Here is a 22705-nt window from a genome sequence, read left to right as displayed (position 1 = left end):
GAGGCGGCCTTGTGTAACATTCCCTGCGATGTAACACTGCAGCAGTTGGGGGCAATTCATGACTTCTTGGCTTGTGAATACTTCTGCCTTACCAAACCGCTGGATGGCGAGAGGCGCGCTATGGCTCGCCTGCTTGATGGCTGTTGCCGGAACGGTCACTGCTAAGCCCGTGGATGACGCGGTCGCGCCTGCACTGGCATGGTCTTGCGCAGGCAAAGCGGGCGATGCGAATGGCTTTCGCGAACTTGCCACCTGTGAAGCAAAGCAGTTAGGGCTGCCGCCGCAATTCGCTACCGCCGTCATGGAGATAGAAAGCGGCTTCAACCCCGGAGCCAAAGGAAAGGCTGGAGAGATCGGTCTGATGCAGGTGATGCCCTCAACGGCGCGGATGCTCGGCTTCCACGGCGATTCCGACCAACTTGCGGATCCCGCCATCAACATTGCACTCGGGGTCCGATACCTGGCTGAGGCGCACCGGCTGGCTGGCGGGGACCTTTGCACCTCTGTGATGAAATACCGCGCGGGCCACAGGGAGACACGGTTCTCCGCCCGGTCGATCGCGTATTGCCTACAGGCGAGGAAGATATTCGATCGCGATGGACACAAGGTTACGGGCGCGGTTCCGGTCGCGACTATTGGATTGGCGGTTGCTAGCACCGAACCCCGCACTGACAACCAAGTAGCGCGCACCGGCTTTTGCATCAGGAAGATATTTGTCCCTCCGCCAGTCTTTCGCAAGTGCGTTGAGTACCGCAAGACGAAACACCTCCCTCGGCACCCTAAAAGCTAATCACCTTGGCGATCAAACCGACACGTGCTTCGGCATTCCTCGATGGAAGGGTCCCGGCAATGGACCCGCTCACTCAATGGTTGCTCTCCTGCACCTGACACGCTGTTTGCCGCAAGGGCTGCCATTGATCTAGAACCGGTTCCAGCGCTGGTCAGCCAAGGGCGTATGGAGTGCGATCTTCCATGCGCTCGCCAATGCGGGCGGACCACCAGCTCAGCTCCTGATCGATTCTTCGGCCGTTCGTGCGCACCGCTGTGCAGCGGCGGAAAAAGGGGGAGCGAAATCAGGCGATCGGCAGATCACGCGGCGGACGCACCACCAAGATCCACGCATTGACCGATGGCCTGTGCCGACCCGTCGCGTTCCTGTTGACCGGCGGCCAGGTTGCCGACTGCACGGCGGGGGAAGCCCTCATCGAGCAGATGCCGCCAGCGCCGGTCCTGCATGGCGACAAGGGCTATGATAGCAACGCCATTCGCCAGCAAGTCAGCGGTAGGGGCGCTTTCGCCAACATTCCGCCCAAGGTCAACAGGAAGTGGAAGAATTGCTTCTCACCCTACCTCTACCGGGATCGCAACGCTATCGAGCGCATGTTCTGCCGCCTCAAGGACGTCAGGCGGATCGCCACCCGCTACGACCGTCTCGCGCAGAATTTCCTCGCCGCCGTCTGCATCGCCGCAACCGTCAGCTATTGGCTATGAGTCCGACCCAAATACGTGGTGAACAGCAAAACATTGATCCAAAGCTTCGGCAATAGCGCTGGCGATAGGCTTGATGCCGGCAGGCGTCGTGTCGCTGTGAACTGACGGAGCTGATCTCCCGCCGCGGCAAGCCCGCATGATCGTCTCCGACCACCGAGTTCACCTCGAATGCCATCCCATGAACCGACGCATTTTCAAGACTCATTTCGATGCCCGAGCTCGCCTCGGCGCTCAAAGATATGGCGTTTTCGTGAACGTCCGATGCTCTAGATTCAGCATGTGACTGTCTTATATTCGGAATGTCAACTGCTCCCCCGCACTGCGCCAAAGACCCTCCAACCAAGATCATGTCTCCTGAATACCTCGAAAGTCTGGAACGTGTACTGATCATGCTCTTGCGTGCGCGTCGCAGCCGTTTACGGCCCATTGAATGGCACTCGAGTAGGGATCCGTTGAAGCTTGCTAAGAACCGTCGTACCTTCGCTCGCGCCGGACGCCCAGCCCGCGGCGTAGCGTCCCAGATGAGAGCGTTGTTACCGAAGATCGCCGCGCTGTCCCGAGCCGCGGCGCCTACCGCGAGCGAGGAGACGCGGGCGGTGACGGGCAATACGGCCATTCCAAAGCTCCGGACACTACTCGAGCCTTTCTTGACCGACCTGTAGCGGGAGAAGGCGCCGGTCCGCTAGAGCAGATGATGTCGGTGCGCCGCGCCAGGGTCGACCATTCGACGATCATCGCTGTGATGTGATCGCCGTCAGACAGGATCGAACGACGCCTGGGCACGGTATCAACGCCAGAGGGCGACGACGTGGAATTCCCTGCACAACGTTCGAACCGTCAGCAAAGTTATAGGCGTGGCAAGGGGTACCAAAGGTTAAACAGCCATGGACATTCAGATGTTGTTAACCATAAATATGTAGCGGTGTGTAGCGCGTGCCAATCATCAGTTTTCTTGCCGGTCCGTAGACTCCCAAATAGGGGCGTGCCTCGAACGCCGGCGGTCAAATTTGTTGGTTAATGGCGGCCCGGCTCGACCGCAATGCAGAGGGCTTAATAAGACATCAAAGCAGTGGGTCAGGGGGACCGACTGTCGCTTGAATGAATGAGGGATTGAGTGGTGTCTTTTATGCGCAGGGGGATCGTTGCCGCCGTTCTTGTTTCAGCGGCAGCGCTTTCTCCGCTGACCGCATCCGCCGAAACCATCTTCGGCGCGCTCACCAAGGCCTATCAGCTCAATTCGACTCTCAATTCGGCACGCGCCGGCGTCCGGGTGACCGACGAGGGCGTGGCGATTGCAAAATCCGGCTATCGGCCGACGATAAACGGGGTGTCGAGCATCAATTACGCCTCGCAGTCGGGCACAAGGCTCACCACGGGTTCGTTCGGCGTCGAGATACGTCAAACGCTGTTCGACGGTTTCCAGACCAAGAACAATGTCGCCGCGGCCGAATCGCGCGTCTTCGCTTCCAATGAAAGCCTGCGCAATACCGAGCAGAACATCCTGTTCAATGCGGCCAGCGCCTATATGGATGTGATTCGCGACCGCCAGGTGGCGGTGCTCCTGGAGCGCAACCTGGAGTTCCTGTCCGAACAGGCGCGCGCCGCGCGCTCGCGCTTCGAGGTGGGCGAGGGCACCCGCACCGACGTGGCCCAGGCCGATGCCAGCCGCTCGGCCGCTGTCGCCCAGGTCGCTGCGGCGCACGCACAGGCACGTTCCAGCGCCGCGATCTATCGCCAGATCGTCGGCGAGGAGCCGGGCCAGTTGCAAGCCGCGTCGCCGCTGGCCAAGCTTCTTCCCGCAAGTCTCGATCAGGCGGTCGGCGTCGCTTCAAGCCGGCATCCGGCCATCATGGCGACAGAGCATCTGGTCGATGCGGCGGGCTTTACCGTAAAATCGGCCGAGGGCCAGTTGCTGCCCCAGATTTCAGCGCAGGCTGGTTTCGCGCGGACCTACACCGAGCGGCACGCGGTGGAGCAGAGTATACTTCCCGGCGTTGGCGGCGGTCCCTCCGTTACCGAGGAATGGGGAAACAACGCCAGCATCGGCGCGACGCTGACGGTGCCGATCTACCAGGGCGGCAGGACCTCGGCGCAGGTGCGCCAGTCGAAGGAATCGCTCGGCCAGGCGCGCATCGAGGTGGATGTGCAGCGCGACCAGGTGCGGGCGGCGGTGACGTCGGCGTGGACGCAATACGTCGCCGCGCAGGAAACGCTTGCCGCGACGCGCGAAGCCGTAACGGCGGCCGAACTCGCGCTCAGCGGCGTCATCGAAGAGCGCAATGTCGGCCAGCGCACTACGCTCGACGTGCTCGACGCGCAGGCCGATGTCATCGACGCCCAGATCGCAGTCGCCAATTCCGAACGCGACCTGGTGGTGGCGAGCTACGCCATCCTGTCGGGCGCCGGTGACCTTTCCGTCCGCCGGCTCGGGCTCAACGTTGCCGAATACAAGCCCGAAGAGCACTATAAGGCCGTCAAGGACAAGTGGTTCGGTCTCAGGACGCCCGACGGCCGCTGAGAGCCGCCCTCTTCAACCGGATGCTGGAACTACGTCAAAACTAGGCCGCAAACTCATAAATTGAGGTACCGCTTTGTGACGAGTTCTGATTCAAGGCTTCTTTTGGAGGCCTGAATGCGCCGTTACGAACTGAGTGACTTTGAATGGAGTGTGATCCAGCCTCATCTGCCGAACAAGGTTCGCGGCGTGGCGCGCGTTGACGACCGCAAGGTTCTGAACGGCATTCTTTGGCGTTTCCGGACCGGATCGCCCTGGGCGGATGTGCCGGATCGATATGGCCCCTACACCACATGCTACAACCGGTTCGTGCGATGGCGCAAAGCCGGGGTCTGGGATCGGCTGCTCGCTGCGGTTTCCAAGGCTTTCGACGGCGAGATCATCATGATCGACTCCTCCTGTGTCCGCGTTCATCAACATGCGGCCACGGCAAAAAAGGGGGCGATGACGATGGTTGCATGGGACGTTCCCGCGGCGGGCTCACGACCAAGATCCACGCGCTCGTCGATGCCGAAGGCCGACCGGTCGATCTCGTCCTGACCGCAGGGCAGGCACATGACGGCAAACCCGCAGTCGCCATGCTCGACGTCCTTCAGCCCGATGCGATCCTGCTCGCAGATCGCGCCTACGACAGCAACGTCATTCGCGACCTGGCGGCGCAGCGAGGCGCATGGGCAAACATCCCGCCGAAGAAAACCCGAACCGGCAGCTTCCCCTTCAGCGCATGGGTCTACAAGCAGCGCAATCTCATCGAGCGATACTTCAACAAACTCAAACACTTCAGAGGCATCGCAACGCGCTACGACAGAGACCCGCTAAACTTCCTCGCAGCAATCAAACTCGCGTCGGTTCGCATCTGGTTGAAAAGTTATGAGTCTGCGGCCTAATCGGACATGCGTCGCCACTGCCTTCGGCGTCTTCTGCAATGACACATACATCTTCGCCCGGGGGCTTTCGCCAATCTGCTCCGCAGCGGCGCTGGCTCTCTTGCTGCTTTCCTTGTGTTTTCCGGAGATCCGCGCAGTGGTGTTCACTTAGCCACTGCCGCCCGCGCCAGCGGCTGCTTTAGCCGGCGAGTGCCGGCCCTCAAGGCGTTCACCGCACTGCTGAAGTCCCGCCTTTCGCCGTGATGCGTGGCCATCAGAGCCGTTGGCGCCGTGCCCGACTTGCGAACGACGCTCAGCACGTCAAGGTTGGCTCCCTCGAAGCAATTTTGGCTTTCAGCCATGCCTTGGACGGGCCGCTCTTGTAGCGGCTGTCGGCGCGCTTCGAGATGATGCCCTCAAGACCCATCTTCTCGACGGCGCGAAAGATTGCCAGCGCATCACCCTCGAAATGCTCGCTGAACCGGACCTTGCCCGCACCAGGCTCAACCAGTTGCCACAGGAGCTGCTTGCGCTCGATTAGGGGCAAAGGACAAAGATCGCGGCCGTCGAGATGGAGGATGTCGTAGGAAACGAACACCAGCCGGCTCGGCTCGTTCCAGATCGCGGCTTCCAGCGCAGGGGAGTCGGGAGCGCCCCGCTCGTCGGTTACGATGACCTCGCCGTCGAGAATCGCAGCCCTGCATGGCAGCTCGACTGCCAGCGCGATCGGCCAGTATTTTGTGGTCCAGTCATGGCCATTCCTGCTGTAGAGACGCACGCCGCCTTGATCGATGATGATCTGCGTCCGGTAGCCGTCGAACTGGACCTCGTGAACCCACCCGTCATCTTCGGGCGGCTGCTCGACCAATGTGGGGATTTGCGGCGGAATGAATTCCAACCGGCCGCCCTTGTCACGCTTACTCAATGGCAGCCCCCTTGCGGCAAGCGCGGAGGCGCCGGAGATGCTGGATTGATGGCGCAGTCATGCCGAAACCTACTTCTTGGAAGTCTGCCGCCTGTGCCCCCCGCCAAGCCACGTTGCAACATCTACTGACCAGGCCGAAAATTGTCGTTAGCTTCGCGTCCAGAAATTTATCCGGGGATACGTTTCGCTGTTAGTGCGTCGCTTTTGTGCTGTCTCCGGTTGGCTACGCAACTTTAGGTTGCTGATAGGTGGGAAGGGTATAGGCGATTGTCGCGCGGTGTCATTCTTCAATCCTATTCACATAGTTGTCGCGAACAAGGCGAGCAACGCGCCTGAGAGTCCTCTCTGGCGCTCTAGTGGATCTCAACCATCTCCGACCTGTACTCAGCTTCCAAGCGTCTTGAGCCAACCCTCGAAGGAAGAGGTTTTCTCGTTTTCGGCAAACGAAACAGGGTGGGCGGGGCGCGGAAACACCACGATATTCCGCGCTTCGCGCGGACTGTAACCGAACTCCTTGCTGAATGCCCGGCTGAAGTTGGCCGCTGAACTGAATCCGGTAGCTTCAGCTATATCGACAATGCGCCGGCCGTCCGCCGGATCACTGAGCGCAACATGGGCGGCAAAGAGGCGGCGACTTTGTATGTAATGGAGAACACCGCCGCTCGGTTCGAACAACTGATAGAGGCGGGTGCGTGAGACGCCGAGGGCCCGGCACATTGAATCCGGTGTCAAATCAGCTGCGCCCAGATTGTGCTGCACGTATCGGCGAGCGCGTTCCATCAGCGCAATGCCCGCCAATTGTTCGGCTGCAGCATCATGTTCCGCCGGAGGCGCGAGGCAGGCGATGATCATGCTGCGTGTTGCGTGTACGATGCGGGTCAGATCTTCAGCCGTGAGGCTGCGCAACCTTGCTTCAATGCCGTCGACATAGTCGACCAGAAGGTTGGCGAAGTTGCCCGACAGAGTTGAATTGTTCCTTGCATCGAGGGTTGCCGCTACCTCAGCGAATAAATCACGCGGTAAATATACGAAGAGGCCTTCGGATTCCGTTGTCCTCCCGCTGAACGGGCGGCCAAGCGATCTGATCTCCAGCTTGCCCGGATGGCTTTCTGTAACGCGGCCATCGACTTCCGTCCACGCACGCCCCGTACGTGGCAAGGCGACGTACCAATGATCGATCGAACTGGACCGCAGCATTGCGGCAGAACGCGCATACCTATGGGGAGGCGTGCGCTGTTGAACGATGAGCATGCTACCGAGGTTCCAGGCGGTGTGCTCGGCGGGGAAACCATCGTTCGGCGATTTGCCATCCGGCAACTTCACTTCAACAAGGGGCGCCATTTGCGCCTGCCAAGCGGCAAACTGAAATTGCGGCGCCAGATCAAGCGTTGAAAAAGACAGAGGTTTGAGCACGGGCGGGGGCGGCGGAGAAACCTCATTCTGCGGCTGAGTTTCGCGCGGCCAACGCCGCCGCTCACCCGCTGACGGTTCCATCAGTTTCGCAGGCGATTCATCTCGTTTTTTGTAGGTTCCCATCTCGTAGTTGCAATTATCCGGTTCAGTATTCGTCAGCCCCCTCAATTATGTGGTGCACCCCCCGATATATGGCAAGCGATATATGGCAAGACGTTTGGAAAGTGATGTCAGTCGCCGGGTCGACTTGATCCAGTGGATGCCGCCGGACCCGTTCGTGTTGCAGGATCGCCCGGCCTTCCGCGGCAGATGACTGGACTGTCATTCCAACGAGCGCGCCTGCTGCGAAGGTGCGGGCGTTTGGCATGGCGGTAAGCCTCGCATCAGCGCCGTCACGTAAGATCACCTTGGTTTCAACAGCGGAGGGTGCAATGATCTCGGTAATTGGGGTGCAGAACCGACACACACCACAGACCACCGAAAATGAGAAGGTGGGCAGGGCAGCAGACGGGGCTGAAGGAACATCGGCCGGCAAGAGTGCAGACAGCGTGGGCCACAGAGCAAAGGTGATGGTCGCGGAGTTAGACGACACTGCACCGGGCGCTCAGGGAAGAGCCGCGTCGATGATCGCCAGAATGGATCTTACGGTGCTCACTCCAGAGATTCCCGCCGACGAGCCGCAACCCGTGATCACGGGTCCCGGATTGGAAGCGGTCGAAACAGAACACCTCGACGACGGATCGCCCAAGAAATAGCTGCCGAGTGAAATCCCGCCCAGATGACGCTGCGTGTTAAGCCCGCCACGGCTCGCCCTGCGGGCTTGTTGCGCCTGGCTAATCGTCGAGACAGGGGCAAGCGCCAAGCAGGCCCCGTGTTTCGCGGACCGATGAAGGACGCGACACTCTCGTGATGATTCTCACGGGAGGTTTGTTTGCAGTCTGCACCCAAGTCAAGACCTGGAACATTTACAGTCATCGAGGCGGTTCCCGATCGTCTCGAAGCGAGCCCGGCGGTACCGCGCCGTCGCTGGTCGGATGAAGCAAAGGCGCGGATTCTGGGAGAGGCGATGACGCCGGGCGCGAATGTCTCGGCGGTAGCGCGATCGCACCAGGTAAGCCCGCAGCAGGTGTTTGCCTGGCGGCGGAAGGCGATCCGCTCCGGCGCCATCGAGATCCTGTCGGCAAAGCCGGAGATCCAGACGCAGAGCTTCGCGCCAGTGGAAGTGGCGCCTGGGGATGCCGATCGTGCGGGCGGTCTGGAGATCGTCATCGGCGATGCGACGATCCGCGTAGGCAGCGGTATAGGAGCGACCCTTCTGGTCGAGGCGATCCGTGCGTTGCGATCGGCATGATCTTCCTACCGGAGCCGAGGTCTATGTGGCGACGCGGCCGGTCGACTTCAGAAAAGGTCCGGACGCTCTGGCAGCGCTGATGCGCGACACAGGCGCTGATCCGTTCTCCGGCGCGCTTTACGTGTTCCGAGCCAAGCGTGCGGACCGCGTGAAGATCGTCTGGTGGGACGGGTCGGGTCTATGCCTGTTCGCCAAGCGGCTGGACGAGGACAAGTTCCGCTGGCCAAGGGTGGAGAATGGGGTGATCCGGCTTGCCCCGCCGCAATTGATGGCGCTCGTTGAAGGCATGGATTGGACGCGTGTTCGGGCCGAGCGGAGGCGACGCCCGACATCTGCCGGATAGGCCGTGGCGAAGTGACTCAGGCGGCACAAAAGCAGTCCCGGAACCGGGTCGAATATGCTTCTGTGGGCCTATCACGAATAGCGCTTCGGCCCTTCCCGACGACGTCGACACGCTCAAGGCGATGCTCGTCGCCATTAGCGTCGGAAAAGGCCGAACTGCAGACCGAGGCGGGACAACTCCGGGGCGAAACGGCGGAACTCAAGGCCGAGATCGTCCAGATGGCGACGCGCGCGCCGAAGAGCGGATCGCCAATCTTCATGTGATCATCAAGCAGTTGGAGCGCGCCCGTTTCGGCCGTAGTTCCGAGAAGCTCGATGCCGACCAGCAGGCCTTCGCCTTCGCCGAGGTCCAGACCGGGCTTGGCGCGATCGAGGCCGAACTCGAGGCGGCAAGGTCGACAGGCGAGCGGCGACGTGCGAGCCGCCCGCGCAAGGCGTTCCCGGCGCATCTGGAGCGCGTCGAGATCGTCATCGAGCCTGAGATCTTCCCCTGCGCCTGCGGCGCTTGCCAACCGGTCAGGATCGGCGAAGACGTCTCCGAGCGGCTCGACGTGACGCCGGCGAAGTTCCGCGTCATCGTCACCCGTCGCCCCAAACATGGCTGCGCGCAGAGCAAGGAGGGCGTCAGCCAGGCGCCGGGGCCGGGTCACCTCGTCGAAGCCGGTGTGCCGAGCGAAGCGCTGCTCGCCCATGTCGCCGTCTCCAAATATGCCGATGGCCCGCCGCTCTAGCGCCAGGAGGGCATCTATGCCCGCGACGGCGTCGAGATCAGCCGCAACTCCATGGCCAACTGGATGGGCCATGTCGGCTTCCTTCTCGCCCCGCTCGCCGCTCGCATCCTGGCGCTAATCAAGGAGGGCGAACGGGTCTATGCCGACGAGACGACGCTGCCGACATTGTCGCCGGGCTCCGGCAAGACGGAGACGGCCTTGGCTATGGACCTATGCGCGGGACGATCGAACCTTCGGCACGGCACCGCCCATGGTCGCCTACCGCTTCGAGGATAGCCGCGGTAGCGAGAGCGTGGAGCGCCATCTCTGCGGCTACACCGGATTGCTCCAGGTCGACGGATGGGGCGCCTATAACCGGCTCGCGGAAGCGAAGCGCGCGGGTGGTCCGGTGACGCTGGCGGCCTGCTGGGCGCATCTCAGACGCAAGTTCTATGAATTGCACGTGTCGGGCGTCTCACATGTGGCGAGCGAAACCGTCGAGCGGATGGCCGAGCTGTGGGCGGTCGAGGAAGAAATCCGCGGCCAGGACCCCGACGTCCGCCGTTCCGCACGCCAGGAGCAGTCGGCCTCCATCGTCGCCGAGCTCTGGCCGTTCTGGGAAAGGGAACTGGGCCGCATCTCCGGCAAATCGAAACTCGCCGAGGCAATCCGCTAAGCCAGGAGCCGCCGTGAGGCGCTCGAACGCTTCCTGCACGACGGCCGTCTCGACATCGACTCCAACGCTGTCGAGTGGGCAATCCGGCCCCAGACAATTACAAGAAAGAATGCATTGTTCGCGGGCAGCGACGGTGGCGGGAAGACATGGGCCACGATCGCCACACCCCTGCAGACCGCGAAAATGAATGGCGTCGATCCGCTCGCTTGGCTCGCCCAGACTCTCTAGCGCATCGCCGCCGGCTGGCCCCACCGCGATCTCGATCACTTTCTGCCATTCAACCACCACGCCGGCTGAACGGCCACGGCTGGGCGCTTACAGACAGGGTTGGCACAATCCGAAACGACCACCACGCGGCACGCGGCTGGTGCACGAAGAACAGCTGCCCGCAATGAAAGCAGTTGGTGTCACCGCCGTTCTGCGGCTTCTTGCCGATACGGAGCCATTTAGGTGACGGTCGCATCCCTGCATGACCTGACAACCCGCCGGACATTAAGCACCGGCGGTTCGCTAACGCGCGGCGACGGCTGCGGTTTCTTCCACAGATTGTCGGTGCGATGATTATCGTCCGTTTTACCCCCTGCCCATTGAGCAGAGTGTACCTGGGTCGGGCCATCAAGAGTATGGCCAAATATCCCGGGCAATCTGCAGTGTCCTCTTGGCCACGGAGATTGGAGAGGGAATCTGACCGCGCGATTGCAGCGCCGTATAATGGGCGCGCACAAGAGTAGCGGGGCCCCAGGGCGTGGAGCCCGTAACAGGGCGGTTCCCAGCGCATTGCGTGCGGTTTTGGCCAACATGTCGAATGCCCGTCCGGTTAACTGCAGCCCTCTGGCCAATCGCCGGAGCCCCAGCGGCCGATGCTCGCCAAATCAACAAGCATGTTGCTAAGTCAGATGAAGCAAAAGCGCAGACGGTAGAACAATAGGCCCAAATGCCCGGCCTCTAGCGGTCCTCTCTATCCCACCGCTCACGAAATAAGAGCTTAAGGTCCTTGTTGAACCGGGCGCGCGCATACACCTCAGACGGCAGCAGTGCGCGATTGAGTGCTTCGGTGAGAAGCGGAGTATCAAGACCAAGGACGCTGATGTGCGGCAACTTGAAGAACTTCTCCAACTCCCCGCGTGAGAAATGACTGCCGAATAACTTGCGCCTGCGCTTGTTTGCGACAAGCGTGATGTTGACTGCGTTGCCACGGCTCTCGCGTGCTCTGGTATAGAGTCGCCTAGCCTTCCTCAAGGATACAATGTTCAGCTCAAACACCAGAAAAATCTGGTCGCTGGTCGACAGCACGGCATTCTGCCAGGGCGTCTCCATGTTAGATAGATCGATGATGACGTCGTCGAACCGAAACGCCGCGAGATCGAGCAACTTGAAAACAAAATCTGCTCCTTTAGGTTCGAATGGCAATCCGGGTCGCTCGAAAGAATAGACGGCGAAGCCGGGTTTTCGCGTAAGCTTGATGACGTCCATCAACTCTGCGTCGAGCCGGTCGGGATGGCCGACGATCCCGTCCATATCGAATTCGTTGAACAGATTCAGATAGGCGCCGCAATTGGCGTTCTGGAAATCGAGGTCGAGGAGACAGGTTCCGGCCGCGTGCTCGGCGGATCTGTCGGCAAGATATCCCGCCGCGGAAAGCGCCAGTGTTGTCGCGCCGGCACCGCCGCTGGCGCTGACAAAGGTAGTGATCCGGCTTTTCGTCGTGCGCATGCCGCTGTCGAACGACGTAACGGCGTCACACAGTTCCTTGCCGTCGAGCGGTTTCCGCAGCCAGTTGGCCACGTTGAGGCGCACCATATTGCGTATTTGGTTGGGATTGAGTTCATCCGACAGCGCAATCAGCGGAACAGCGCCCCATGCCACGCGCGCTTCGACGATTTTTGAATCGTTGAGAAAATCGCCCTCGCCGACATCCAGGATGACTACACTTGGCCACGCGTCCGCCGCCGGAGTCCTTAGGAAGGCATCCAAATCCGCGGCTTGTACATCGTATATCGCAAGCGAATCGAGCTTGGCTGCTAAGTCGCGCCGCGACTGTGCATCGGCTGAATAAACCGCGATATGCTTTCGCTTCGTGGGCAGGACTTTTGTCCTTAATTCATTCATCCTGTTGGCCCGTCTTTCACACCTTGCTCGTAATAATGGTTAGCATAGAGGTGCTGTGATGTCGCCGATGCCCTCAGGCGGCCCGCAAGAAAAAGACCACGAAAACCACGTTTGCAGGTTGGCGGTGAGAATTGGCACCGCGCGGCCTTCCGGTTCTGCTAGTCGTGCTAACGGCTGATGACGATACTGCCAGATCGCAGGCGCGTGAAGAAAATTACGCAGGCGTGGCCGTTCTTTCACACTGCGGCGTGCAGGTGGCTTTTGTGAAAGAGCCTGTCGTGAACGGCGGCAGCAGGTCATTGGCACTCAAAAATATGGCGTGCTATTGGGCGGGAAGCGTTGCGTTGTGACCTGGGGCGATTTGCGGCAATGAGAAACGGTCGTCAAGGCGCGGCCTGCCAGGACCGGCGAACCTTGGCGTCTGAAGATGCCGTAAAAGTGTAAACTTATGTGATAGGCGGTTTTATAAAGCGGAAGCTTGCCGAGGCCAAGCGCGGAGCGGCGAGATTCGTAACGACTGGCACAGGCGTTACGAGGAATATGACTGGGCCGTTTGATCCCAGCCTTTGACAGTGCAGTCTTTTCGAACGAGTGCAAGGAGACGATATGGGCAGGGTTTCTAGACGTGAGCGCCTATGTCAGAGGCGGGTCCGTCGAGTGATACAACATTAATCAGGAGAGCCTATGGCAGCCTTCAAAGCGCGTCCCTCGGTAGGTAGAATTTGCAGAAGGTCGTCGAGTCCTCAGTGATGCGACGCCCCTGCTTCTGGCGAGCCGTTTTGGAGATACGCGTATTCAACGCGGTTGCGACCTGCGGTCTTGGCATCGTCTAGCCGTATGTCCGCAGCGCGAAACAGATGGTCGAATTCGATTGCTTCGTCGAATATTGCTGCTCCACAGGTAATTGTCAGCGGACACCTTTCCCCTCCCGGTTCGAACACGGCGTTTGACACGGCAGATCGAATGCGCTCAGCGACGTCCTGCGCATTCTTTCGGCTGGCGCCGGGGAGAAAAACGCCAAACTCCTTGCCTCCGACGCGGCCGACCACATCGCCGGTTCTTATAGATGACCGGATTACTTCTGCGACGAGACGCAGCGCCTCATCACCCCACTTACGTCCAAAGCGCATATTTATCGATTTGAAGTAGTCGGTCTCAATCACCAGGAGAGCGCCGTTGCGACGTTCACCTCTTGTCCCGGAACTGCCCCGAAATGCTTCGACAAGGGTGGAGAATGCAACTCCGTCGAGACATTCGGTTAAACTATCGGTTGAAAGCGAGCGGTTCAGCTGCCGTCTGAACCGTGCAAGTTCGCGCAGCTTGATGCCGAGGGAGAAAAACAATGGGGCTCCGATTACGACCGGAAGGACGATGGCACTGATCACAATCTGGCGGAACGGATCGACGTCTTCCATGACAAACAGGAGATAGTTGATGGCTAGTGAGGCGAGGAGACAGCCGACGGTTCCGAGGATTGCCAGTCCCGTTGGGGAGTTCCAAAGACGGCCGAAAAATTGATATATCATGGTTGTTGTGGGCACCGGTCTTACCCCTCATGGATGAGCATTGACCTACCGGACTCGCGTAAACCTAAGGTATCCGAAAAAGTGCGCATTTGAAGTACTCGATCAAGTCTCCGTTGCGTGTGCGGAAACTGGTTGGCGTTCGCCGAATTCGTATGCGAAGTCAATCAGCTTTATCTGGCCTCGGCGCAAGGATGCCGTCTGAAAATCGAACGGGGTTTCAAGGACATATCGACCAGGGACCAGGGATCTGGTTCAGGACGATGCTGTTGTGGCCCGCGTAGATCACCAATGCGCGATGCAGGCCGGTTCACACCGGGCATTCATCGTCCTGCGGGCTAAAGCCGCGGTTAAGGCGCTTCTGCGGAACAGGCTTGCCTCGGGACAGGCGGTTGGCACGATCGGAATCGCTCCCAATCCATGGCGACGTCATGCGGAAGCACCTTGGTTCTCATGCAAGGCCCCATATTCTCGCTGCGGGATTCAGCTGTGGACCGACAATTTGGAGGTATTGCAGCGGTCGGCAATCCAATCCATTGTCTCAGCATTTTGAGGGGCAGCTAATGGACAGCAAGGTGCGGATCACCGTCTCAGTGACGGTGTCAGTCGATGAGGAATTCTCTCTTGAGGAACATGCTATTGCGGTCTCTGACGGATTGAAGCGAATTCTCTGTTATGACGATGTGAGATTGGAATGTATCGAGACTCTCGTCGACGACAGGGTGCTCGAGTAGTTTGACCATTGTACGATGTCTTCCTTTCCTTCAGTAAGGCCCGGCAACGCGCTGCACGCATCACGCGGAATCACGAATCATCCGGCCGTTCAATCTGGAGGCTTCTGTGAGGTCCGCCTGTTCAAGGGGGCGCGCTCGGCGGCGGACCTCATTGCAATCCGGATTGAGCGAAGCCGTGGGCAGGATATGCACTATGGGGATTGTACTGAAGCGGCTCGTCAGGGTTTTCAGCGACCGACTGCTGAAGGCTAGTCCCTGATGGCCGGAGGCTCGATGGCCATCGACGGGCTGATGGTCCGGCCTGATGTTGCCGCCCAGGGAGTATGGTCATGACATTCGGAAATGTTGGATAGGGGCATACTCAGTATCCATCCGGTCTGAGCCGCGGCAGACGCGCACTGCCTGTGATAATCTGCTCTCATGGAGATCGACACCGACAAGATCGACGATGTCTTCCTGGCCCTGCCTTGGCTGACGTCGCACGTTGCGCATGGAAGAGCTTCTATTGGGATGTGACGGATCGTCGTAACTGCCCGATTGTCGCCGGCAGGCGGTGACAATCTAATCGCAGTCGCTCGACTAAGGTTGAACTGCCCCCGAGGAAATAAACATAACCGATACAAACTTGCATAATATGCCAACGACGGCGCTAACTTATGTTAGGAAGTTCGTAAAAATCTGCGAAAGCCTCTTCTCTCTGGCCTTGGCAGACGATTTCAACACCCTTGCAGAGATGACTCGCCGAGTTGTACAGCTGACTGATGCGGTGCTTTGGAAAAACATTGACTTCCTTCATTCTCAAGCAAAATCGTCGTATTTCAAATATGACAGACTAAAGTCGGTCAGATTAATTATTTCGTTTAGATCAAGGATCTCAACGATTCGGTGCTGGAAGGAAAGGAGACCAAGTTGACGTAGCTCCTTGAGCACCCGATTGACGTGGATAGCGGTCAGTCCGAGCGCGTCCGCGAGGTCGTGCTGAGTAAGAGGACATTCGTAAGCATTAATATTAGCAATCTGCCCATAATGTTGTCGCGCCCCCATCTCGAGTAGGAGATGGGCCACGCGTTCCGCTCCGCTCCGCCTGCCAATGTTTGTAAGATGCTCGATAAGTATCGCTCTCTGCCGAGCCGCAACAGAAAGTAGCCGGCTGGCAAGGGTCGGCGAATGTTCGGATGCCGATGTCAGCGCTTTCGCTGCCATCTCAAAGACCGTCAATTCTGTGATTGATTTGAAAGAAACGCGACTCGGACTTCGCCTGGTCCGCAGTCCGATGACATCCCCGCCGGCCGGAAAGTCGATAATTTGCCGCTCGCCACTGAGCAAATCGGTATAGATGCAACTCCAGCCCGAGCTTACGAAAAAAATGCGGTCCTCGCCGTCTCCCTCGCGGGTAATAATCGTGTGCGCAGGATAACGCTTCAAAATCATCCCGAGACCGTTCGCACTAGCTTTGTCCGCGTCGCTCAAAGCTTTCCCTATTATGGGAATGTCGAGTACCCGCGGAGAAATGCGCGACGGAAACTCCATATGCCATACCACTCCGCTCCACCCAATTGAAATGTCCCCAGGGAGCCATTCGTATGCTCGCCACTACTTCATACGCATTGCTCATATGGCGCCAGTTACAAAAATGTGAAGTTTTTACCCGCTTGCTGAATTTCAACTGTAGCCGCCGTCGGCAAAGACATGACGCAGCCACTGCCAGCGCTTCGGATAGTCTTCAAAACCTCGGGAGCGCCATCGCGATCCTGAATCGCAGCGCTGTGGACGACGAGGCCAACCGTCAGTCCTCGTGTGACGATGTGGCGCTTGCGGCCGTTCACCTCCGTGTCAAAGCCCCTAATTACGCCGCTTCCGTCGTCTTCACCGACTGGCTATCGATAAAGCAGGCACATGGACTGACAGCGCGGTCTTCTCGTAGTATGTGACCTAGCACTACTTTGGCAGAATTGATTTTGGGGTCGATTGGAACCGGATACGGCAGTGTGGACATCGTTGTGGGGGATGGTGGGTTGAGAGCGCGGCTATGACGGCGCGTCGGATGGCTGGCAGTGTCGGTTTAGGCGGGCCGCGTCTCGTCCTTTTTTTCCCGCCTTGCCTAGTGTAGGCGCTGATGTTGCAGGAAGGCATAAGCAATCATGATCATCAGTGCGTGTCGGTGGAGGCCTTGCCACGATCGGCCTTCGAAGTGATCGAGACCGAGCTCTTCCTTCATCTGCTGATGGGCCTGCTCGCAAACCCATCGGGCTTTGATGGCCGCCGCCAGCTGCTTTAATGTCGCCTCGGCTGGAAGATTGGACAGATAGTACTTGCGTTCGTCGTTAGAGCGCCACTCGCCAACCAGCCAGGCTTCCTCGCCCGGCATGTGCTGCTGTCCCTTGTCGAGGATACGCTGCGGACTGCCATCCGCAATTCGAATGCGCAGGGCAGCAAAGCGCGCGGTCAATCGGCCTTTGGTGCCGCGACGCCAACTGACTTTCCTCCATGTGGAAACTGCAAGGATCGTTTCGGCTGCTGTCGATAGCGTATCGGGGATGGAATGCTTGCGTGGCCTGCACCTCGAACAGGTCGGCCGCCGTATCGCGCATGAACTCGAACGCGTTGCGGCGGTCGACGAGGGTGAGGCCTTCTTGGGTAAGCCGCTACAGCACGCCTGATTTCACCTCGGTCCCGTCCTGCTCACGCTGGCTTATCGCGCTGGGCATCGTCATTGCGGTCGAGGTCGCGCGTGAAATGGTCGCCTCCGCAATGGAAGAGATTGACGAACGACCAGAGAGCAGATCATCGAGGTCGGGCTCGAGCCGCGTGTCACCCAACATGCCGGCGAACGTCTCGAAGACGCCGCGGTCGGTAACCCTCTACATGGTGCCGGCACATCCCAGTGAGCGATACGATGCGAGACTTGATGAGCTGATCGCATCAAGACCTGAAATGGATGCCTTGGTCTGGCGGACTGGCTAGGGTGAATGCCGCAATTGCCAGTACTGCAAGCGCCGGACCGCGCGAAAACATAAGTGGACTGAATCGATCCATGCTGATCAATTCAGACAATGCGTTGGACGACGCTGCCGCGAGCGTCGAGACTATAGCCATGGATGGGGACGCGCTGTCGCGCTGCAGACTGAATCTCCTCGTGGCCTGTCGGGTTCAGGAGGAGGCTGCAGCCTTGCGACTTGTGGTCATTGCGGTCGAGGTCGACATTTCATCCGCTGATGTGATTGTCGGAGTTCCAATCAGGATCAGGATGTCTGCGCCGTATGACGACGGAGAACAACTCGGCGACTGGCTCGGCAGGCGGAGGGCAAAGAGGATCGTCCCTGGATCGTCGTCGAAGGGACTGGACGATGTGCATGTTAACGCCTAAACGGTCGCGACCAATCAATCCACCACATCGTCAGAATCATGAAATCGCAAAAGAGGCCGTTCGTCGTCGAGATCAGGCAGAAGCGTGGTGCGCCAAAGCGGCCGCCGTCGATCTGGGGCGACGTCGATCTCGCCGGGGCGGCCGACGCTGTGCGCAACGAAGCCGCCGAGGGCACGGCGTGTGCAAGTCCTGCTGGAGAGCTGAGCCCCGTGCTTGTCGCCACTCCACGAAAGTCTGTTCCGGCCCAACCGTCTGATGTTGGGGATGCCAATGCCCAAGTCGCATTGGCGGCGCCGGAGCTGCCGGAGACGCCAGCTAACCTGCAAGCGACGCCACAGACGAAGGCCGATGTGGCTGCCCGTCGCCTGCCGCGACGTGAATTGTTGCTGCCGCGGGGGGAACGCTGGAAACGGCGCCTGCCGGAAGTGCTCCAGCTCGCGGAACCTTGGTCGGTCCGGCGATCGGTCTTGCCTAAGCGTGGGCGGTCAGGCACGGTCGGTTTGTGACGCTTCTGGTGGCGCGGGGTGATCGCTCACACAACGAACCAATCGCCGATAACGGCTCCATAGCAGTCGGGTCGCCAGTGCGAAGCGTTTGGTCGGCGGGCTTGCACTCACATGCGTTAGCAGATCCAGAGCGGCGAAGGCGACGATCGCGCTGAGCGGTGTATTGTCGCCGATATGATATGCGGCTGATCGGGTCTGAGAACGAGAAGAGCCCGACGTCGCCGCCGGGCTCTTCTGATCGGATTGCGGGGCGGCGGTGGACCTATTCAGCTGCCTCCACGATCTCCTCCCCGGCTTCCGCATCGTCGGCGACGTTGTCGGAAAGCTCGGCCATCTCGTCGTTGATGTCCACAGGTTCCGTGCCATTCTTCGCGATGGTATTTTCGGGTTTGCCATGGCGATAGCCCGCAGGGCTCACCTTCATGGACGCCGGGGCCGCTGATCCTCACGGGCCTGGCGCGCTTCGTGCCACTCAGGCATACCTGATGGTTTGCCACTCCCTTTATGGTTGTGCTACCTTCACCTTCAGGTGAGGAGATGCGGATTTTGCACCGCTTGTGGCGTTGGCTCTTACGTCCGAAAGCATCGAGTGCCGGAGCGAAGAGGGAGGAGCTTTCTTCCGCTGCCAGCGAAGCTCGTCTCGCGGATTTTTTGGAGAACACGACGGACATTGTATCCTTCTATGACCGGGACTTCCGCCTGACGCACTACGGATCCAAACTCAAAACCACCTACGGCCACGCAATAGTACCGGGCGCGACTTTATGGGAGATCTATCCCAGTCTCGGCACTGAACTCATCGACGAATTTGATCGCGTCCGCCGCGGCGGCTCTCCAATGCATGTCGAACTCCGGCGATCGCGGGGCGAAGCGCCTCGGTCGGCTCTCGTTTTCGGGGCTGCGAATGGAATAGGAATTATCGAATCCGCAGAACTGGAGTACAGGGGACGGACCTTGTCTGAAGAGCAGGAGCATATAGTGCTCCTCCATCAGGCGACGCACGATGTGTTGACCGGACTGCAGAATCGGCGGCGGTTTAGCGATCGGCTTCAGCAAACGTTATCATCTGTAGATGGATCAAGGGAACCGTCTGCCTTGCTGCAAATCGATCTTGACGATTTCAAAGCCGTCAATGACACACTCGGCCATGGAGCAGGCGATACGTTGCTTCAACTCGCCGCAAACCGGATTCTGGACGCGCTGCAGGAAGGCGAATCCGCATATCGCTTAGCCGGAGACGAATTCGCCGTCATCCAATCGGGAAAGACGCAGCCTGCCGAGGCCGAACGCCTCGCGGCTTCGTTGATCGACGCGCTCAAGACGCCGTTCGTGATCAACGACATTCCCGTCTTCGTCGGCGCGAGCATCGGAATTGCTTTCGGACCGGAGCACGCTACCGAATGCGAGCAGCTGATGAAGGCCTCAGATATTGCTCTTTATGCAGCCAAGACGGATGGGCGCGGCTGTGCGCGAACTTTCAATCGCTCAATGCTGCTCCTGCTCGAGCAACGCGAGAATCTGAGACGAAGCCTTCGCATGGCGTTGGAGCGGGGCGAACTCTTTCTGGAATATCAGCCGCTCGTTCGACCTCCTTCATCGGTCGTCGGCTTCGAAGCGCTGCTACGGTGGCGTCATCCCGAAGTCGGGATAATCCCTCCAGGCGTGTTCATACCGATCGCCGAAACAGATGGCCTGATGGACGAGATTGGACGATGGGTTATCGAGCAAGCCTGCCGCCAGGCAACGACATGGCCTTCTTCGCTGACAGTCGCCGTGAACCTGTCGCCGGCGCAATTCCTCAGCGGTTCGCTCACGGATACGGTTGCTCAGATCATCGATGCCGTTGGAATCCGAGCTGACCGGCTTGAGCTCGAGATAACCGAAACGGTCCTTCTCGAGCAGACGATCGACAACATTGATATATTGAATACTCTGAACGTTCTCGGGATACGAATCTCGCTCGATGATTTCGGAACCTACTACTCCTCGTTGAGTTACCTCAAGAATTTTCCCTTCGACACCTTAAAGATAGATCGGTACTTCATAAGAGACTTAGAGACCGATCGGAAAAGTCAAACGATCGCACGATCGATCATAGGCTTGGCGCATGGCCTCGGAATAAGCGTGACCGCCGAAGGGGTAGAAACGCCGGGACAGGCGCGGTGGCTGATAAAAGAAAACTGCGATTGCCTTCAGGGCAATTTCCTTGGGCGACCGCTCGGTGCCGAGGCGACACACGATTTCATCAGGCGGTCTCCGTTGGAGGGGTACGGGCAATGGGAGGAAGAAATCGGGCGGTCCAGCGGCCGACCCAGCAGCGTGGGCGGAACTGAGGGAAGCGGAGCGAGGTAGAGTGGCCTCGGATCAACAACGTCAGTCAATCGTCGCTCGGCTCAAACGCCGATGAAAAAAAGAGAGATGCCGATGACCCTTGCTTCTCAAGGCGCAGCTGACCAAGTGGTTTTTGAACCTATGATCCAGATCGATTTTGAAATAAAGAATTTCCTTTCGGCTTGGCTACACTGTGATCACGTATCAAATTACATGGCACGAATGATCAGCCATAACAGGTCAGACTCAATGAAGCATTCCAATCTCTTTTCCTCCGCGTTTAACGAATTGCTGGAGATTGCCTTTCGTACGCGCCATTCCAGCGGTGAGCTGGCATGCAGGGTTTCCCGCCAAGGCGAGACGGACAGGATAGAGCTGACCTTTCCATGCATACCCGAAGAGCGACAATTCTATCAGGAAGCGATATCGCAAATTGCGGGAGCGGAGTTCAGGGAACGATACATCAATTCGGTGTCCGGGGACCTTGCGCCCAGCCGCGAAATCGTACTGTTGGAACTGGCCATTGACTACAATGCAACGCTTCGATTCGAGGAGATCAACTCTGACACAATTACGCTCGTCGTGGATCTTCCGCTCGAAAGCCTACCAAATTGAACCCGTACGACCTTAACCCACGTTTCAAAGCGCAATACGACCTGAACAATCAGGAGTTCTCCATTTCGGGGATAATGCGGCCCCAGTCGATTGATGAGCTTGCGCCCAGCATCGCGGTGCTGAAGGACTCGATCGAACATGTACGCGGCGTTCTATACGTGAACATCAAACGCCTGACGCAAATGAACAACACCGCGTTCCAAACCTTCTCGCGGGTTCTCATTGACGCCTGTCGCGCCCGAACCGATCTTAAGTTTGTGATCATAACGTCAAGCGTCGCCGGATGGATGACGAAAAAATTTGGTCGTTTGAGTGGACTGGAGCCAAACATCGCTGTCGAGCAGTACGACAGCGCGTTCTATCCAGGGCAGAGCTTCCTTGAAGAGGGCGGGTTCATTCCGATCCTCCGCACACAGACGAAGATGACTTGGCGGCACGAGCGCACAATCTTGCCGCGACACGGCATGCAATCCGGTATCGTCATGGCCGACATCTGTTGCGGCATTGGTGATTTCGCCGTACTCGTCCAGAAGGAGTTTCAGCCGTCACGGATTGTCGCCCTCGACCACTCCAGATCAAGCCTTGCCTATGCGCGAAGCGTGGCGGCGGCTTTCTATATCCGCGGCATTGAATATACCTATGGCGACGCGTCAGAAATGCTGCTCGACGAAGGCCAGTTCGACTTGGTCACGTGCCGACACTCCCTGCAGGTGTTCGACAAGCCCGAACTGATCCTCAAGGAACTCTTCCGCATCTGCAAGCCGGGCGGACGCGTCTACATCACCAATGAGAAGAACTCGCATTGTCTGGGCGAGCCGCGCGCCGACAGCATTCAGTGGACCTATAACGAGGTCGCCAAACTCTGGGCATACTTCAAGATGGATATCGAGCTCGGCCCCAAAAGCCGACGATACCTGGCCGAAGCCGGATTCGAAGACATTCGAGTCGAGTCGTTCATGGTCACCAACCAAGACGGCGATCCACAGGACTTCGCGGATGTCGTCGCGGCATGGGAGAATGTCTATGCAGGCGAGATGGCGGCCAAGCGAGGTGACCCGCCGGCGTTTATCAGACGGTTCCGGCAGGGCTTCCAGGATCATATCTTCGCTGCGCTCCATCCCAAGGGATATGCCGGCTGGCCGATCTGGGCTGCATCGGGACGTAAGCCACTATGAACAGTTGGCATGCCATTTCGCGTAAACCCTGGTCCGTCTTCCGGCTGAGCAGTTTT

General features: G+C 58.9%; 17 protein-coding genes and 5 pseudogenes. 13 read left to right on the top strand and 9 right to left on the bottom strand.

The features are described from left to right. Window positions 1-136 precede the first annotated feature (136 nt). The 4 genes and pseudogenes from ACG873_RS01775 to ACG873_RS01760 all read left to right on the top strand — a co-directional run bounded on the left by ACG873_RS01775 (window position 137) and on the right by ACG873_RS01760 (window position 4893). A complete protein-coding gene (locus tag ACG873_RS01775) occupies window positions 137-790 on the top strand; it encodes a lytic transglycosylase domain-containing protein (protein ID WP_394886154.1) in 654 nt (217 codons plus the stop codon). A gap of 133 nt (window positions 791-923) precedes the next feature. After that, a pseudogene (locus ACG873_RS01770) lies at window positions 924-1491 on the top strand (IS5 family transposase); the annotation flags it as partial. A 1126-nt stretch (window positions 1492-2617) separates the two neighbouring features. Then, window positions 2618-4009, top strand: a complete 1392-nt coding sequence (locus ACG873_RS01765; RefSeq protein ID WP_394886153.1) for a TolC family outer membrane protein — start codon at window positions 2618-2620, stop codon at window positions 4007-4009. Window positions 4010-4123: 114 nt separating this feature from the next. After that, window positions 4124-4893, top strand: a protein-coding gene (locus ACG873_RS01760; RefSeq protein ID WP_394885678.1) for an IS5 family transposase whose coding sequence is annotated in 2 segments (ribosomal slippage) — window positions 4124-4444 and window positions 4447-4893 — 768 coding nt in all. Because the reading frame shifts where the segments join, the coding sequence is not laid out codon by codon here. Between the two features lie 292 nt (window positions 4894-5185). Here the strand turns inward: ACG873_RS01760 and ACG873_RS01755 are convergent. Next, window positions 5186-5797: an RNA ligase family protein gene (locus ACG873_RS01755; protein WP_394885823.1), complete on the bottom strand. Its 612-nt coding sequence runs from the start codon at window positions 5795-5797 to the stop codon at window positions 5186-5188. 384 nt (window positions 5798-6181) lie between these two features. Next, the gene (locus ACG873_RS01750) at window positions 6182-7333 is read right to left on the bottom strand and encodes a helix-turn-helix domain-containing protein (RefSeq protein ID WP_394886151.1); all 1152 of its coding nucleotides are present in this window, start codon (window positions 7331-7333) and stop codon (window positions 6182-6184) included. Between the two features lie 308 nt (window positions 7334-7641). On the opposite strand from ACG873_RS01750, the gene ACG873_RS01745 reads away from it, so the two are divergent. The 4 genes and pseudogenes from ACG873_RS01745 to tnpC all read left to right on the top strand — a co-directional run bounded on the left by ACG873_RS01745 (window position 7642) and on the right by tnpC (window position 10586). After that, the gene (locus ACG873_RS01745; protein WP_394885821.1) at window positions 7642-7965 is read left to right on the top strand and encodes a hypothetical protein; all 324 of its coding nucleotides are present in this window, start codon (window positions 7642-7644) and stop codon (window positions 7963-7965) included. A gap of 176 nt (window positions 7966-8141) precedes the next feature. Beyond that, window positions 8142-8561, top strand: a complete 420-nt coding sequence (gene tnpA / locus ACG873_RS01740) for an IS66-like element accessory protein TnpA (RefSeq protein WP_394885820.1) — start codon at window positions 8142-8144, stop codon at window positions 8559-8561. Window positions 8562-8586: 25 nt separating this feature from the next. Then, window positions 8587-8904, top strand: a complete 318-nt coding sequence (tnpB, locus tag ACG873_RS01735) for an IS66 family insertion sequence element accessory protein TnpB (protein WP_394885818.1) — start codon at window positions 8587-8589, stop codon at window positions 8902-8904. 70 nt (window positions 8905-8974) lie between these two features. Beyond that, window positions 8975-10586 (top strand): annotated as a pseudogene (gene tnpC, locus ACG873_RS01730) (IS66 family transposase). Window positions 10587-11234: 648 nt separating this feature from the next. On the opposite strand, the gene ACG873_RS01725 reads toward tnpC, so the two are convergent. The 6 genes and pseudogenes from ACG873_RS01725 to ACG873_RS01700 form a co-directional block, all read right to left on the bottom strand. Then, window positions 11235-12398, bottom strand: coding sequence for a pilus assembly protein (locus ACG873_RS01725; RefSeq protein WP_394885816.1), 1164 nt, complete (start codon window positions 12396-12398; stop codon window positions 11235-11237). A gap of 743 nt (window positions 12399-13141) precedes the next feature. After that, window positions 13142-13939 (bottom strand): GGDEF domain-containing protein, encoded by a 798-nt coding sequence (locus tag ACG873_RS01720; protein ID WP_394885814.1) that lies wholly within the window; start codon window positions 13937-13939, stop codon window positions 13142-13144. A 1514-nt stretch (window positions 13940-15453) separates the two neighbouring features. After that, entirely contained in the window at window positions 15454-16185 is a 732-nt protein-coding gene (locus ACG873_RS01715) for a Crp/Fnr family transcriptional regulator (protein ID WP_394885812.1), read from the bottom strand. Between the two features lie 135 nt (window positions 16186-16320). Beyond that, window positions 16321-16573 (bottom strand): annotated as a pseudogene (locus tag ACG873_RS01710) (transposase); the annotation flags it as partial. 189 nt (window positions 16574-16762) lie between these two features. After that, window positions 16763-17230: pseudogene (locus ACG873_RS01705) on the bottom strand (transposase); the annotation flags it as partial. Beyond that, window positions 17187-17498, bottom strand: a pseudogene (locus tag ACG873_RS01700) (hypothetical protein); the annotation flags it as partial. The pseudogenes ACG873_RS01700 and ACG873_RS01705, both read right to left, overlap by 44 nt. A 191-nt stretch (window positions 17499-17689) precedes the next feature. Here ACG873_RS01700 and ACG873_RS01695 point away from each other — a divergent pair. After that, window positions 17690-18022 carry a hypothetical protein gene (locus ACG873_RS01695; protein ID WP_394885810.1) on the top strand — a complete coding sequence of 111 codons (333 nt, stop codon included), beginning with the start codon at window positions 17690-17692 and terminating at the stop codon, window positions 18020-18022. 38 nt (window positions 18023-18060) lie between these two features. Continuing rightward, window positions 18061-18528, top strand: a complete 468-nt coding sequence (locus ACG873_RS01690; RefSeq protein ID WP_394885808.1) for a hypothetical protein — start codon at window positions 18061-18063, stop codon at window positions 18526-18528. Between the two features lie 262 nt (window positions 18529-18790). Here ACG873_RS01690 and ACG873_RS01685 read toward each other — a convergent pair whose 3' ends face one another. Further along, window positions 18791-18952, bottom strand: a complete 162-nt coding sequence (locus ACG873_RS01685) for a hypothetical protein (protein ID WP_394885806.1) — start codon at window positions 18950-18952, stop codon at window positions 18791-18793. 113 nt (window positions 18953-19065) lie between these two features. Here ACG873_RS01685 and ACG873_RS01680 point away from each other — a divergent pair, with 113 nt between their 5' ends. From ACG873_RS01680 to ACG873_RS01670, 3 genes are all read left to right on the top strand, one after another. Beyond that, complete coding sequence (locus ACG873_RS01680; RefSeq protein WP_394885804.1) at window positions 19066-20880, top strand: putative bifunctional diguanylate cyclase/phosphodiesterase; 1815 nt, start codon at window positions 19066-19068, stop codon at window positions 20878-20880. Between the two features lie 66 nt (window positions 20881-20946). Next, entirely contained in the window at window positions 20947-21474 is a 528-nt protein-coding gene (locus tag ACG873_RS01675; protein WP_394885802.1) for a ubiquinone biosynthesis methyltransferase UbiE, read from the top strand. Continuing rightward, on the top strand, window positions 21471-22649 hold the full coding sequence (locus tag ACG873_RS01670; RefSeq protein WP_394885801.1) for a methyltransferase domain-containing protein: 1179 nt from the start codon (window positions 21471-21473) through the stop codon (window positions 22647-22649). Before ACG873_RS01675 ends, ACG873_RS01670 begins: the two co-directional genes overlap by 4 nt. Window positions 22650-22705 lie beyond the last annotated feature (56 nt).

Source organism: Allomesorhizobium aridi, from assembly GCF_043769475.1.
GTDB lineage: Bacteria > Pseudomonadota > Alphaproteobacteria > Rhizobiales > Rhizobiaceae > Allomesorhizobium.
The sequence above is the reverse complement of the archived record's forward strand: the minus strand, read 5'-3'. Positions and strand labels throughout refer to the sequence as shown.

Coding starts and splice junctions, on each gene's coding strand:
- ACG873_RS01775 (WP_394886154.1), top strand. CDS start 137: ATGGCTGTTGCCGGAACGGTCACTGCTAAGCCCGTGGATGACGCGGTC.
- ACG873_RS01765 (WP_394886153.1), top strand. CDS start 2,618: ATGCGCAGGGGGATCGTTGCCGCCGTTCTTGTTTCAGCGGCAGCGCTT.
- ACG873_RS01750 (WP_394886151.1), bottom strand. CDS start 7,333: ATGGGAACCTACAAAAAACGAGATGAATCGCCTGCGAAACTGATGGAA.
- ACG873_RS01745 (WP_394885821.1), top strand. CDS start 7,642: ATGATCTCGGTAATTGGGGTGCAGAACCGACACACACCACAGACCACC.
- ACG873_RS01725 (WP_394885816.1), bottom strand. CDS start 12,398: ATGAATGAATTAAGGACAAAAGTCCTGCCCACGAAGCGAAAGCATATC.
- ACG873_RS01715 (WP_394885812.1), bottom strand. CDS start 16,185: ATGGAGTTTCCGTCGCGCATTTCTCCGCGGGTACTCGACATTCCCATA.
- ACG873_RS01695 (WP_394885810.1), top strand. CDS start 17,690: ATGCTGATCAATTCAGACAATGCGTTGGACGACGCTGCCGCGAGCGTC.
- ACG873_RS01690 (WP_394885808.1), top strand. CDS start 18,061: ATGAAATCGCAAAAGAGGCCGTTCGTCGTCGAGATCAGGCAGAAGCGT.
- ACG873_RS01685 (WP_394885806.1), bottom strand. CDS start 18,952: ATGAAGGTGAGCCCTGCGGGCTATCGCCATGGCAAACCCGAAAATACC.
- ACG873_RS01680 (WP_394885804.1), top strand. CDS start 19,066: ATGCGGATTTTGCACCGCTTGTGGCGTTGGCTCTTACGTCCGAAAGCA.
- ACG873_RS01675 (WP_394885802.1), top strand. CDS start 20,947: ATGCCGATGACCCTTGCTTCTCAAGGCGCAGCTGACCAAGTGGTTTTT.